Below are 13,285 nucleotides of genomic sequence, written 5' to 3' on the forward strand. Positions count from 1 at the left end.
TACTGGCGCTGAGGGCGTGCTGCGGCTGCAGATCACCAAAAAACAACGGCACCCGAAGGTGCCGTTGTTCTGGAGTCGGATGGAAAAGGCCGTGCCGTCAGTCTTCGACGAAGGCTTCCTCGCGCTTGCTCTTCACCGAAGGCAGCAGCACGATGATGAGCAGCAGTGCCGCAGCAGCCAGCAAGCCTGCCGACAGCGGACGCGTGACGAACACGCTCCAGTCGCCACGCGACAGCAGCAACGCGCGGCGCAGGTTCTCTTCCATCATCGGGCCCAGGATGAAGCCCAGCAGCAGAGGTGCGGGTTCGGTGCCCAGCTTGTGGAAGATGTAGCCCACCAGACCAAACGCACCCACCATCCAGATGTCCCAGGTGTTGTTGTTGGTCGAATACACACCCACGGCGCAGAACAGCACGATGGACGGGAACAGCCAGCGGTAGGGCACCGTGAGCAGCTTGATCCAGATGCCGATCAGCGGCAGGTTCAAGATGATCAGCATGGCATTGCCCAGCCACATCGAGGCGATCAGGCCCCAGAACAGCTCGGGATTGCTCGTCATCACCTGGGGACCAGGCTGGATGTTGTGGATCGTCATGGCACCCACCATCAGCGCCATCACGGCGTTGGGGGGGATACCCAGCGTCAGCAGCGGGATGAAGGAAGTCTGCGAACCGGCATTGTTGGCCGACTCGGGCGCTGCCACACCACGGATGTTGCCCTGGCCAAAAGGCACTTCACCGGGCTGGAGCTTGGTCTTCTTCTCCACGGTGTAGGCCGCAAACGCAGCCAGCAATGCCCCACCACCGGGCAGGATACCGAGGGCGGCACCCAGCGCCGTACCCCGCAGCACGGCAGGAATCATGCGCTTGAAGTCGTCCTTGGTGGGGAACAGGCCTTCCACCTTGGCAGTGAACACTTCGCGCTCATCGTCAGGGCGCGAGAGGTTGGCAATGATCTCGCCGTAGCCGAAAACACCCATGGCGATGGTCACAAAGCCGATGCCGTCGGTCAGTTCAGGAATGTCGAAGCTGAAACGGGCCACACCCGAGTTCACGTCGGTACCCACCAGGCCCATCAGCAGGCCCAGCACGATCATGGCCACGGCCTTGAGCAGCGAGCCCGAAGCCAGCACCACGGCGCCAATGAGGCCCAGCACCATCAGCGAGAAGTACTCGGCAGGGCCGAACTTGAACGCCACTTCGGTCAACGGAGGTGCGAAGGCCGCCAGGATCAGCGTACCCACGCAGCCGGCAAAGAACGAGCCCAGGCCCGCCGCCGCCAACGCAGGGCCCGCACGGCCCTTGCGCGCCATCTGGTAGCCGTCGATCACGGTCACCACCGACGAGGACTCGCCCGGCAGGTTCACCAGAATGGCAGTGGTCGAGCCACCGTACTGCGCACCGTAATAGATACCGGCCAGCATGATCAGCGCAGCCACGGGTGGCAGCGCGTAGGTGGCTGGAAGCAGCATGGCGATGGTTGCCACCGGGCCGATGCCGGGCAACACGCCAATGAGCGTGCCCAGCAAGCAGCCCACAAAGCAGTAAATGAGGTTTTGGAACGTGAACGCGACGCCAAAACCCATCGCGAGGTTGTCAAATAATTCCATGGTCGGTGCTCCTGCTCAACCCGTGATGAAACTCGGCCACACAGGGAACTGCAGCTTGAGCGCCCAGACGAATGCCACGTAACTGCCAATGGCCAACACGGTGGCCAGGATGAACACGGACTTCGCGTGGAACTCCTGGCCCGCCAGGCTTGCGATGAAGGTCAGTGCATAGATGCCCACGATGAGGCCCATCGCCGGGACACCTATGCTGGGCAAGCCGCCCAGCAGGATACCGAACGCAAAGTTGGCAGCCAAGATGAAGAACAGCGGCTTCCAGGCCCACTTTCCAATCTTGTCACCGTCTTGGGTTTCGACCGTAGTGGCCTTGAAGGTGATCGCGCCGCCGATGATGGCCAGCAAGATACCCAGCAGCAGCGGGAAGTAACCCGGGCCCATGCGGGCCCCGTTTCCGACGTTGTACGTGGTGGCTCCCCACGCAAACGCAACACCAACCCCCATGAACATGAGGCCGGCAAAGAAGTCTTTTTGACTTTTGATTTTCACGAATTGTCTCCTTGGCGGGAAATCTCGACTGCGCGATTGTGCGTGCAACCAAGGCCCGCGCGGATGTGGATTCCACCTACATCCGGTAACGCTTGGGATGTCCTGCATAACCCTCGCGCGTCGGTGGTAGTGCGGATCGGGAAAGGCCGCAAGGCGTCTTTTTGCGGCCAATAGCATGGCTATTGGCAAGAAAAGCAACGCAGCGGACTGCCCGAGACCGCGCTATCACAGACCGCAGGGAGTTATGCAGGACATCCCTAGCTCCTGCGGAGCTGGTTCAAGGTCTTACTCCAGCGGCGGTGTCGCAGCAATCACCTCGTCCAGCGTGGTCAGGCCCTCTGCCACCCGCAGCGCGCCCGCCAGGCGCAAGGGCCGCATGCCATCCTGCACGGCCTGGCGGCGCAACTGGTCGATCGAGGGCGCCTGGTTGATCTTCTCCTTGAGCGCCTCGGTCACGGTGAGCAATTCATACAGGCCCATGCGCCCCCGAAATCCACCCATGCGGCAGTCCACGCAGCCCACGGGCTTGTAGGGGTGGTAGCCGCCACTGAGCTTCCAGGGCTTGACCACCTCCACCAGCGTTTCGCGCTGCGCCGTTTCGTCCTTTTGTTTGCACTGCTTGCACAGCGTGCGCACCAGCCGCTGGGCCAGCACCCCCAGCAGCGTGGCATTGAGCAGATAGGGGGGCACCCCCAGTTCCATCATGCGGGTGATGGCCGACGGGGCGTCGTTGGTGTGCAGTGTGGAGAACACCAGATGCCCGGTCAGCGCAGCCTGGATGGCCATCTCGGCCGTCTCCAGGTCGCGGATTTCGCCCACCATGATGATGTCCGGGTCCTGGCGCATGAGGGCACGCAGGCCCTCGGCAAAGTTGAAGTCGAGCTGGGGCTGCACCTGGGTCTGGTTGAAGCTGGGCTCGATCATTTCGATCGGGTCTTCCACCGTGCTCACGTTCACCTCTTCGGTCGCCACGCGCTTCAAGGTGGAATACAGCGTGGTGGTCTTTCCCGAGCCCGTGGGCCCCGTCACGAGAATGATGCCGTGCGGGCGCTTGACCAGCGCCTCCCAGCGCTCGGCATCGTGCTGGGCAAAGCCCAGGGCGTCCAGATCCTTGACGGCATTGTCCGGGTCAAAGATCCGCATGACCATCTTCTCGCCAAACGCCGTGGGCAGGGTGGACAGGCGCATTTCCACCTCGTCCCCGCGCTGGTTGCGCGTCTTGATGCGGCCATCCTGCGGGCGGCGCTTTTCCACCACGTCGATGCGGCCCAGGAGCTTGATGCGCGAGACCATGGCGTTGTGCACACCCATGGGCATCTGGTAGACCGGGTGCAACACGCCGTCAATGCGAAAGCGGATCACGCCCTGGTCGCGCCGTGGTTCCAGGTGGATGTCGCTCGCGCGCTGGTCAAAGGCATATTGCCAGAGCCAGTCCACCACCTTGACCACGCCCTGGTCGTTGGCGTCGAGCTGCTTGTTGCTCTTGCCCAGTTCCACCAGCTGCTCGAAGCTGCTGCCCCCGGAGTTGCCCCCTGCCTTCTGCGCGGCACGCACGGACTTGGCCAGGGCAAAAAACTCTGCAGTAAACCGGTGAATGTCCAGCGGGCTGGCCACCACGCGGCGCACCGTGCGCCGGGACTGACGCTCCACCTCCGCCACCCAGTCCTCGATGAAGGGCTCGGCCGTAGCCACCACCACTTCCTTGGGGGTGACCTGCACGGGCAGCACCTTGTGGCGCTCTGCATAGGTGGCGCTCATGGTTTCGGCCACGCGCCCCACGTCCACCTTGAGCGGATCGATCCGCAAATAAGGCAGGCCTGCCCGCTTGGCCAGGTATTCAGACAACGCCTCGATGTCCAGCGGCTTGCCATCGCTGGCACGTTCCATGGCCACGTTGGCCAGGCGCACCAGCGCATGCTGGGAGCTTTCCGCCTGCGAGCAGCGGGCGATGGTGCGTTGAGCTTCTTGCTGGGAGATGACTTCGTCATCGCTGAGCCACTGCACCATGCGTCGCCAGTCCACGGGACCGACGTAGGGTCGCGCCGCAGTGCTGGCCAGGGAAGCGGAGATTGTTTTCATCAGATACCTTTCCGAAACGGGGCTGTGGGCGGCCCGGGGCTCAGGCCACGACGGGCTTGAATGCCCGCAGCCATTTGGTGGTCGGCAGGTCCCAGCGCGCCTGGATGGCCTGCGCCTGCACGTCGAGTTCCGCCCGCTTGGGGCGCGTTGGCGTCTTCTGGGCCAGCACCACGGTGTTGCCTTCTCGCGTGGGCTTGAAGGCCCAGAGTGCCCTGTCACCAAAGGCCGCCGCCATGCTCTGCAGGCTGCGCTCAAAGCTGGACGCCCGCCCGAACAGGTTGACCGTCATGCACCCCGTGTCGGTCAGCAAGGCGCGGCAGTCGGCGTAGAAGTCTGCGCTGTCGAGCACCGGCGCTGCGGCCTCATGGTCGTACAGGTCCACCGCCAGCGCATCCACCGTGCCCTGCCACATGGGGTTCTTGATCTCTTGCGCCGCATCGGCCAGCACCACCCGCAGCTTGGGGCCATCGGGCGGCAGCTTGAACCACTGCCGGCACACCGCCAAGACCTGTGGGTTGAGCTCGATGGCCGTGGTGCAGATGCGCAGCTTCTTGTGGCAGAACTTGGTGATGGCACCGGCCCCCAGCCCGAGCTGCATGGCGTGCCCCTTGGACACCTGGGGCAGGTCGGCAAACAACAGCCACGCCATCATGCGCTGCACGTACTCCAGTTCCAGTTCAAAAGGCTCTGCAACGCGCATGGACCCCTGAATCCACGGGGTGCCCAGGTGCAGGTGGCGCACTTCGCCGTCATCAGAGACGCTGACTTCGGGCAGTTCTTGTGATTTTTCTTTTTTGCGGGTCATTCACAACAATCAAAGCAGGCGGTGGGCCGCCATCAGGTCCGCCCAGGCAGCCAATTTACGTTCAAAACTCCAGGAGGCATTGGCCGGGCTGGTCGAGGGCAGACGGTGCGATGCGATAGAGCGGGTGGAACCAGGCCCGGAACCCGTGCCCACGCTCTGATCGAGAAGCACATCATCATGCGCCGCAGCGCGGGGGGGCCGGAAGCTGCCGAGCACCGCCGGGGCATGCTTGAAGCTCTCACCCCCATTGTGGGCGACGGCGGCGAGCTGCGGACACACCGCCTGCAGGTGCGCAAAGTCGTTGACCCGCGCATTGCGGATGCTGGTGTCCAGGCTGCCCTCCCGCTCGCAGCTCTCATACACATCCCACAGGCCAAGCCCCCGTGCCAGCAACCAGTCGCAACGTGCGGCATACCCTTCGGCCCCTGCGGGCGGCAAGGGATGCTGCGGCCACAGCGCTTGCAAGATCTTCCAGAAATGGTTTTGCGGGTGTGCGTAGTACTGGCGCAGCCGCAAGGAGGCAGCCCCCGGAAAACTTCCGAGGACCAGCACCACCGTGCCTGCAGACACCACCGGCGGCAGCCCCTGGAGGCGCACCGGCAGGGCTGGCGCCGGAGCATCAGGGAGCGAAGGGGGCTGCGTCAGAGCGGCGTCGGGCATCCGCCGATTCTGAACCGAAACCCGTCAGCAACCCCGCGACATCCTCAAAAAAAACGATAGCTGTAAACCCTTTACCACAAAGCGCTGGCCTCCTAAAAACCTACCAATTGGTGGATCAGACGGAGACCAGAGCCTGCAACCGGGGCAGCGCAACCAGCGCATTGGCACAGGTGATACCCGCCAAATCCTCCAGCGGCTGACTGCGCAGCTCGGCCAATGCGCTTGCAATGCGCGGGAGTTCGCCGGGTGCATTGCGCCCTTGGGGCAGGCCTTCGAGCCGCTGGGCGGCGGTGGCATACAACCAATGGGGCGGGATGTCCGGCGCATCGGTCTCCACCACCAGGGCCTCTGCGGGCAGTTCTGCCGCCAGGCGACGCAGCTGCAGCGCCCGGTCGTAGGTCATCGCGCCGCCAAACCCCAGCTTGAAGCCCAGGGCGATGAACGCCTGCGCCTGCTGCAGGCTGCCGTTGAAGGCATGGGCGATACCGCCTTGTACCGGCAGCTCCCGCAGGCCTTTGAGCAATTTGTCGGACGAGCGGCGCACATGCAGGATTACGGGCAGGTCGAACCGGCGCGCCAGCTGAAGCTGCGTGCGATAGAACTGCTCCTGCCGGGCTGGGTCCAGGCCGGGCACGAAGTAATCCAGGCCAATCTCTCCGATGGCCACCAGGCGCTGGTCAGCCCGGTGTTGCTCCAGTTCCTGCGCCAGCAGCTCCAGATCTGCGTCGTGCGCGCGCCCTGTGTAAAGGGGGTGAATGCCCAGCGCATAGCTATCGCCATGCCGATGGGCCAGGGCGCGCACCGTGGCCCAGTTGCTGCGCTCCACCGCCGGAATCACACAATGGGCTACGCCCTGGGCCCGCGCCTGGGCACGCACGGAATCGCGGTCGGGGTCAAATTCGGGCGCATCCAGGTGGCAATGGGTATCGATCCAGACAGTCATGGAGTGATGATGCCCCATCAGCCCCGACCGCTCCCTCGGCGTGAAACCTTGCAAGTGCACTCTGCAGCGATCCGTGCTAACGTGAAAACCGTGCGCCGTCTCGCGGCGTCTTCCGTAGAAAAGGTGACAGGATGCCCCGGCCCGCCCTCTACAGCAGCTCCCGCCACACCCGCCGCGCCCCACCCGAGCCGGTTGAAAAAGTGCCTGCGCCCACCGAACAACCAGCGGCCAGTGTGATGGAGCCCTCTCCAAACCCTGCCACCAAGCCTGTGGCGGGCACGGCTCTGTCGCGGCGCCATCTGTACGCCCTGTGGGCATTGGTCGCGTTGCTGGCCACACTGCTGCTCTACAGCCTGTGGCTGCACCAGCGCCCCGCCGCCCAGCGGATCACCCAGGAAGACATCGACGCCGCCGTGCTGCGCACGCTGGAGACGACCACCCCGCCCTCCGCCGCCGCCCGCGCTGTGGAATCGATCTCTCCCTCGATCGTGCGCGTGGTGGGCTACGGCCGCAGCAAAAACGGCAAGGAAGAGGTGGAACGCGGCATTGGCACGGGCGTGGTGATTGTGGACAAAGGCATCATCCTGACCAACCTGCACGTGGTGGCGGGCTCAGACCGCATTGCAATCACCTTCCACGATGGCCTGGAAACCACCGCCAGCATCACGGGCGCCCAGCCCGAAAACGACCTGGCCGTGCTGCAAGCCCACAAAGTACCCGATGACCTCTTCGCAGCCCCGCTGCGCTCCACCCAGGACCTGCGCCCCGGCGACCACGTGGTGGCCGTGGGCTTCCCGTTCGGCATCGGGCCTTCGGCCTCAGCGGGCGTGGTCTCGGGCCTCCAGCGCGAATTCACCTCGCCCGAAGGCAAGCGCCAGCTCAGCAACCTGATCCAATTCGATGCTGCGGCCAACCCCGGCAACTCCGGTGGCCCACTGGTCACGCTCGATGGCGAGGTGGTGGGCATCGTCACCGCCATCCTGAACCCCACGTCGGCACGCACCTTTATCGGCATCGGGTTTGCGGTGCCCATCGAGAACGCCGCTTCCGCCGTTGGCATGCCCCCCTTCTGATCCCGAACCTTCACAAGGAGCACCATGGAAACCACCCCATCGCCCTCTGCCATGAACAACGCCGCCACCGCCACCCTGATGGAGCAGGTGCTCTACGAAGTCAAGCGCGTGGTGGTGGGCCAGGACCGCTTTCTGGAGCGGGTCATGGTGGCCATGCTCGCCCAGGGCCATCTGCTGGTCGAAGGTGTGCCGGGCCTGGCCAAGACGCTGACGGTGAAGACGCTGGCCAGCACCATCCAGGGCAGCTTCAAGCGCATCCAGTTCACGCCCGACCTGGTGCCCGCCGATCTGGTGGGCACGCGCATGTACAACCAGAAGACCGGCGAGTTCAGCACCACGCTGGGCCCGGTCTTCACCCACCTGCTGCTGGCCGATGAAATCAACCGCGCCCCAGCCAAGGTGCAAAGCGCCCTGCTGGAGGTGATGCAGGAGCGCCAGGTGACCATTGCGGGCGAGACCCACAAGGTGCCCGAGCCCTTCCTGGTCATGGCCACCCAGAACCCCATCGAGACCGAAGGCACCTACGCGCTGCCCGAAGCCCAGGTGGACCGCTTCATGATGAAAGTGCTGCTGGGCTATCCGTCCGAGGAAGAAGAGTTCGTGATCGCCCAGCGCGCGCTCGATGTGCCCGTGCAGGTGCTGCCCGTGGCCACCACCGCGCAGCTGGCGGCGCTGCAGGCCGAATGCCGCACCGTGTATGTAGACCCGTCAATGCTGCAATACGCCGTGAAGCTGGTGGCCGCCACCCGCGAGCCCACGCGGCATGGCCTCAAGGACCTGGAGGGCTACATAAGCTGCGGCGCCAGCCCGCGCGCCACCATTGCCCTCGCAGAGGGCGCCCAGGCCCTGGCCATGCTGCGCGGGCGCAACTATGTTCTGCCCGAAGACATGACCGACCTGGCGGCCGACGTGCTGCGCCACCGCATCGCGCTGTCGTACGAAGCGCTGTCCGAAGGGCTGGATGCCGATGCCCTCGTCAAGCGCATCATGGCCAAGATACCGGCGCCGGCTCGGCCTCTGCATCATGAGCAAAAAGTTGCCTGACACCACTTCAGCCACGGTCCACACGCTGCCCACCCTGCCGGGGCAGGCGGACCGGCTACTGCGCGAGCTGGAGTGGAAGGTGATCCGCCGCCTGGACGGCCTGCTGCAGGGCGACTACCGCACGCTGATGCGCGGCAGCGGCCTGGACCTGGCCGACCTGCGCGAGTACCAGCCGCATGACGACGTGCGCCACATCGACTGGAACGTCACTGCACGCCTGAACATCCCCCACGTGCGCGTGTTCACCGAAGACCGCGAGATGTCCGCCTGGTTTTTGCTGGACCTGAGCCCGTCCATCAACTTCGGCCCGCAGGGCAACGCCAAGCGCGACATCCTGACCGGCTTTGTGGCCGTGCTGTCGCGCCTGCTGACGCGCCACGGCAACCGCGTGGGCGCCATGCTCTACGGCGCAGGCAATGCACCCGCCCGCGCTGTGGATGCGGTGTTACCGCCCCGCAACAGCCGCGCCCATGTGCTGCATCTGGTGCACCGGCTGTTGACACCGCCCGCCCCTGCCACCGGCACAACCAAACCCGGCGGAGGCGCCACAGAACTGCACCGTTTGCTGCAAACGGGCCTGGCCAACCTGCGCCGCCGCTCCACGGTGTTTGTGGTGTCCGACTTCATCAGCGCACCCGGCTGGGAAAAGCCCCTGGCCCAACTCGCCCAGCGGCACGACGTGGTGGCCGTGCGCCTGCTCGACCCGCTGGAGCTGGAACTGCCCGATGTGGGCCTGATCACGCTGCGCGATGCCGAAAGCGGCGAGCAGCTGCAGGTGGACACCCACGACGCGGGCTTTCGCCGCCGCTTCGCCCGCCTGGCGGCCGAACGCGAGGCCGTGCTGCGCGAAGGCCTGACCCGCGCGGGCGCCGACACGCTGGAGCTGTGCACCGACGACGATCTGGTCGATGCCCTGCTGCGTTTCATGGACCTGCGCCAGCGCCGGGTACGCACCTCCCGAGCCGCGCCCTCCCGCGCTGCAGACCCGGCGCAGCACGCCGCCTGAACGAACCAAAACGCGCCCCGCCCGAAGGAACACACCATGGTTTTTCTCTGGCCCACCCTGCTCTGGCTGTTGCTGGTCGTGCCCCTGCTGGTACTGATGTACTGGTGGCTGCTGCACCGGCGCAAGAAAACGGCGCTGAGCTATTCCAGCCTGTCGCTGGTGCGCGAGGCCATGGGCCCCGGCCAGAACCTGCGCCGCCACATCCCGCCCGCACTCTTTCTGCTGGCGCTGGTGGCGCTGCTGCTGGCCACCGCACGCCCGCTGGCCGTCATCACCCTGCCCTCGCAGGACCAGACCATCATGCTGGCCATGGATGTCTCGGGCAGCATGCGCGCCGCCGATGTGGAGCCCGACCGCCTCACTGCTGCGCAGAACGCCGCCAAGGCCTTCATCGCCGAGTTGCCACGCCATGTGCGTGTGGGCATCGTGGCGTTTGCTGGCAGCGCCCAGCTGGCCCAGCTGCCCACGCAAAGCCGCGAAGACCTCGTCAAAGCCATCGACAGTTTTCAGCTCCAGCGCGGCACGGCCACGGGCAACGGCATCATGCTGTCGCTGGCCACCATCTTCCCCGACGCGGGCATCGACATCTCGGCCCTGGGCGGCCGCCAGGCCATGCGCCCCAAGCCCATTGACGAAATTGGCAAACAAGACCCTGCCAAGGCGTTCACACCTGTGGCGCCCGGCTCCTACACCTCGGCCGCCATCATCATGCTGACCGACGGCCAGCGCACCACTGGCGTGGACCCACTGGAGGCCGCTAAATGGGCGGCCGACCGGGGGGTGCGGGTGTACACCGTGGGCGTGGGTACGGTGGCGGGGGAGACCATCGGCTTTGAAGGCTGGTCCATGCGGGTGCGGCTGGACGAAGAAACCCTGAAGGCCGTGGCCACGCGCACCAACGCCGAGTACTTCCACGCGGCCACCGCCGCAGATTTGAAGAAGGTGTACGAGACGCTCAGTTCACGGCTGACGGTGGAGAAGCGGGAAACCGAAATCTCGTCATTGCTGGCGTTGCTGGGGGCGACGTTGGCGTTGCTGGCAGCCGGGCTGTCGGTGTGGTGGCACGGGCGGATTTTGTGAGATTTTTTGGCTCTACCGCTTACTAGACAAGCGTAAATAGCTACCATTTTTATAGCATATAGCCTGTAGTGCTTGTCTCGGGCGTGCTTGGGATGCGAGTAAGCGCCACCGTGCACTCATCAGCATTCTCCAAACCATAGACTTCAAAAAAGATAGCTGTCAGCGCATTACCAGCCAGCGCTACACCCCAAAATCTCTTGAAATCTGCTCACGCCGCTCCCAGCGCCATCCGCCCCGACGCCGTCGCCTGGCTCGCATGGCGCGTCTCTACCCGGTTGCGCCCCGCGCGCTTGGCGTCGTAGCACGCCATGTCGGCCGCATACAGCACCGACGGCACATCCTGCAGACTCGCATCGAGCACCACCAACCCGATGCTCACCCCCAGCGTGAAGCTGCGCCCCTGGTACGAAGGCTCCCACGCCTGTACCGAGGCGCGCAGCTGCTCCGCCACCGCCTGGCCCCGTGCCAGCGCGCATCCGGGCAGCACCACCGCAAACTCGTCGCCGCCCAGCCGCGCGGCCCAGCCTATCTGGCGCACCTGGGATTCGAGCAAGCGGGCCACATGGCGCAGCACGTCGTCGCCCGCGTCATGCCCGGCAATGTCATTGACCACGGTGAAGTGGTCCAGATCCAGAAACAGCACCACGCCGTCCCCGGCTGCTTCGCTGCTGTCTGCATCCGGTGCGCGCGGGCGCATCGAGCGTTCGGCCAGCAGCAGGCCCAGACGCTCGTCAAACGCATTGCGGTTGTAAAGCTGGGTCAGGGCATCGTGCGTGCGCTCCCACGCCTGCTGCATCTGTGCCTCGCGTGCAGCGGTGATGTCCTCCAGAATCCAGACGGTGCCGCCTGCCATCTCGTCGGGCCGCACACCACGGCCCTGCACGCGGGCCCACACGGGGGTGCCATCCTTGCGCATGAAGCAGACATCGCCATCGAAGGCGCCATGTGCGGCGAACTCGGCCTGCACACGCTCGCCAATGCGGCCGTATTCGGCATCGTTGGCATACAGGGTGCGCGCCGGATGGCCCTGCAGTTCGCCCTCGGTGTAGCCCAGCATCAGGCAGGCCTGCCGGCTCACCACCTCCAGGATGCCGTGGCGCGAGATGACGATGCCCACCGAGGCACTGTCGAGCACGGCCTGGAACTGCCCGTCCAGCGTGGCCTTGTGCTGCTGCTGCAGGCTGCCCTGCTGCACCATGCCCTGGAACATTTGCACCAGTTCGCCCACTTCACCCCCCGCACGCGGCCAGGCGACGGTGCCTTGCGGCGGGCCAGCACGCGTGCTGCGCCGCAGCAGCTGGCGGGCACTGTGCGTGAGCTGCGCCAGCGGCTGCGCCATCCAGGCCATCAGCCCGGCCACGAGCAGCATGCACAGCGCCATGCTGGCGGCGGCCAACCACCAGGCTTCGCGCTGTGCGCCCTGCAGTGGCGCCAGCAGCGCCTGCGAGGGGCTGACCCGCGCCACGATCCATTGCGGCAGCGGCATGCCCGCCATGCTGACGATGTGCTGGTCTTCAAGATGGGTCGTGCCCCGCCCTACCACTGGCTGGGCCTGCTCCAGCCAGCGGCTGTAGACGGGCGCCAGGCCCGTCTCGTCGCTCACCTTGCCCATGATGCGGGTCGGGTCCGAGTGCGAGAGGATGGTGCCGTCGCGCGTAAACACCAGCAGCCGAGAATCATCGCGCGCGGGCAGTGTCATGGACGGCGGCAGCAGGCCCTGCGATTGCAGGCGCAACGCACCCGCCACCACACCCAGCACAGTGCCGTCTTCGCGGTGCAGCGGCATGGTGAACATCACACGCGCGTCGCTGGTGCGCCCGGCAATCAACTCGGACACCAGCGGCTTGCCGTCGATGAGCGTGCGGCGCAGCGCATCGCGCTCGGCGGGGTCCAGGTTGGAGGCCTTGTCCAGCCGCCCCCCACGCAAGTTCAGCCGCAGTTCGCCGTTGTCGCGGGCGACCTGCATCGCATCAAAGAACTGAACGGCGGGCAGGCCCTGCTGCAGCAGCCATTCGAGGGCCGAGGGTGATTCGAGCATGGCGGGCGTAATACCAGCAGCCACCGTGCGCAACACCTTCTGGCTTTGCTCGATCTTGCTGGCCAGCAGGCGGGCCACCACCTCGACCTCATCGGTCTGCTGGCTCACCACCCGCCGCATGGCCTCTTGCCCGGAGGCCCGCGTAACCAGCCACGCCGACACCGCCCCCGACAGCCCCACGGCCAGCACCGCCACCAGCACCAGCCGCAACACCAGCGGACCGGGCATTGACCAGCCCGGCGCGTCCTGTGGCGGCGCAGGGTGGGTCGGGGGCGTCATGGACACTCCGCGCAGGGAGCGCCCGATGGGCGCGAAGGGGTGGCGTTGGGCATGGGGACAGGTCAAACCGGACAGGTCCCAACAAATATACGCAGCCCCTGCAGCCCAGGGCTTGGGTAGAACCCTCAGTGAAACCCAAGGACAAACCCTGACGAGGAAGCCTCC

General features: G+C 65.6%; 11 protein-coding genes. 4 read left to right on the forward strand and 7 right to left on the reverse strand.

Features of this window, described 5'->3' with window-relative positions; translation table 11 throughout:
• Positions 1-97 precede the first annotated feature (97 nt).
• The 6 genes from ACT89O_RS18885 to ACT89O_RS18910 all read right to left on the reverse strand — a co-directional run bounded on the left by ACT89O_RS18885 (position 98) and on the right by ACT89O_RS18910 (position 6,600).
• A complete protein-coding gene (locus ACT89O_RS18885; RefSeq protein ID WP_055401467.1) occupies positions 98-1,609 on the reverse strand; it encodes a tripartite tricarboxylate transporter permease in 1,512 nt (503 codons plus the stop codon).
• A 15-nt stretch (positions 1,610-1,624) separates the two neighbouring features.
• Positions 1,625-2,113 (reverse strand): tripartite tricarboxylate transporter TctB family protein, encoded by a 489-nt coding sequence (locus ACT89O_RS18890; RefSeq protein WP_055401465.1) that lies wholly within the window; start codon positions 2,111-2,113, stop codon positions 1,625-1,627.
• 285 nt (positions 2,114-2,398) lie between these two features.
• Positions 2,399-4,192, reverse strand: a complete 1,794-nt coding sequence (tfpB, locus tag ACT89O_RS18895; RefSeq protein ID WP_487260852.1) for a type IV pilus assembly ATPase TfpB — start codon at positions 4,190-4,192, stop codon at positions 2,399-2,401.
• A gap of 40 nt (positions 4,193-4,232) precedes the next feature.
• Positions 4,233-4,997, reverse strand: coding sequence for a class I SAM-dependent methyltransferase (locus ACT89O_RS18900; RefSeq protein ID WP_487260853.1), 765 nt, complete (start codon positions 4,995-4,997; stop codon positions 4,233-4,235).
• 9 nt (positions 4,998-5,006) lie between these two features.
• On the reverse strand, positions 5,007-5,657 hold the full coding sequence (locus tag ACT89O_RS18905; protein ID WP_487260854.1) for a DNA-deoxyinosine glycosylase: 651 nt from the start codon (positions 5,655-5,657) through the stop codon (positions 5,007-5,009).
• Positions 5,658-5,772: 115 nt separating this feature from the next.
• Entirely contained in the window at positions 5,773-6,600 is an 828-nt protein-coding gene (locus ACT89O_RS18910; RefSeq protein ID WP_487260855.1) for a TatD family hydrolase, read from the reverse strand.
• 131 nt (positions 6,601-6,731) lie between these two features.
• Here ACT89O_RS18910 and ACT89O_RS18915 point away from each other — a divergent pair, with 131 nt between their 5' ends.
• The 4 genes from ACT89O_RS18915 to ACT89O_RS18930 are packed head-to-tail and all read left to right on the forward strand — an operon-like array spanning position 6,732 to position 10,803.
• Positions 6,732-7,673: a S1C family serine protease gene (locus tag ACT89O_RS18915; protein ID WP_487260856.1), complete on the forward strand. Its 942-nt coding sequence runs from the start codon at positions 6,732-6,734 to the stop codon at positions 7,671-7,673.
• A 24-nt stretch (positions 7,674-7,697) separates the two neighbouring features.
• Positions 7,698-8,717, forward strand: a complete 1,020-nt coding sequence (locus ACT89O_RS18920; protein WP_228896529.1) for an AAA family ATPase — start codon at positions 7,698-7,700, stop codon at positions 8,715-8,717.
• Positions 8,698-9,723: a DUF58 domain-containing protein gene (locus ACT89O_RS18925; RefSeq protein WP_487260857.1), complete on the forward strand. Its 1,026-nt coding sequence runs from the start codon at positions 8,698-8,700 to the stop codon at positions 9,721-9,723. The genes ACT89O_RS18920 and ACT89O_RS18925 overlap by 20 nt, the downstream gene beginning before the upstream one ends.
• A gap of 36 nt (positions 9,724-9,759) precedes the next feature.
• Entirely contained in the window at positions 9,760-10,803 is a 1,044-nt protein-coding gene (locus ACT89O_RS18930) for a VWA domain-containing protein (RefSeq protein WP_121420892.1), read from the forward strand.
• A 208-nt stretch (positions 10,804-11,011) separates the two neighbouring features.
• Here the strand turns inward: ACT89O_RS18930 and ACT89O_RS18935 are convergent, their stop codons facing one another.
• Positions 11,012-13,120 (reverse strand): sensor domain-containing diguanylate cyclase, encoded by a 2,109-nt coding sequence (locus ACT89O_RS18935; RefSeq protein WP_218300448.1) that lies wholly within the window; start codon positions 13,118-13,120, stop codon positions 11,012-11,014.
• Positions 13,121-13,285: the final 165 nt, after the last annotated feature.

It is taken from the genome of Acidovorax sp. NN32 (genome assembly GCF_057597245.1).

Coding starts and splice junctions, on each gene's coding strand:
- ACT89O_RS18885 (WP_055401467.1), bottom strand. CDS start 1,609: ATGGAATTATTTGACAACCTCGCGATGGGTTTTGGCGTCGCGTTCACG.
- ACT89O_RS18925 (WP_487260857.1), top strand. CDS start 8,698: ATGAGCAAAAAGTTGCCTGACACCACTTCAGCCACGGTCCACACGCTG.
- ACT89O_RS18930 (WP_121420892.1), top strand. CDS start 9,760: ATGGTTTTTCTCTGGCCCACCCTGCTCTGGCTGTTGCTGGTCGTGCCC.
- ACT89O_RS18905 (WP_487260854.1), bottom strand. CDS start 5,657: ATGCCCGACGCCGCTCTGACGCAGCCCCCTTCGCTCCCTGATGCTCCG.
- ACT89O_RS18900 (WP_487260853.1), bottom strand. CDS start 4,997: ATGACCCGCAAAAAAGAAAAATCACAAGAACTGCCCGAAGTCAGCGTC.
- ACT89O_RS18935 (WP_218300448.1), bottom strand. CDS start 13,120: ATGACGCCCCCGACCCACCCTGCGCCGCCACAGGACGCGCCGGGCTGG.
- ACT89O_RS18920 (WP_228896529.1), top strand. CDS start 7,698: ATGGAAACCACCCCATCGCCCTCTGCCATGAACAACGCCGCCACCGCC.
- ACT89O_RS18910 (WP_487260855.1), bottom strand. CDS start 6,600: ATGACTGTCTGGATCGATACCCATTGCCACCTGGATGCGCCCGAATTT.
- tfpB (WP_487260852.1), bottom strand. CDS start 4,192: ATGAAAACAATCTCCGCTTCCCTGGCCAGCACTGCGGCGCGACCCTAC.
- ACT89O_RS18915 (WP_487260856.1), top strand. CDS start 6,732: ATGCCCCGGCCCGCCCTCTACAGCAGCTCCCGCCACACCCGCCGCGCC.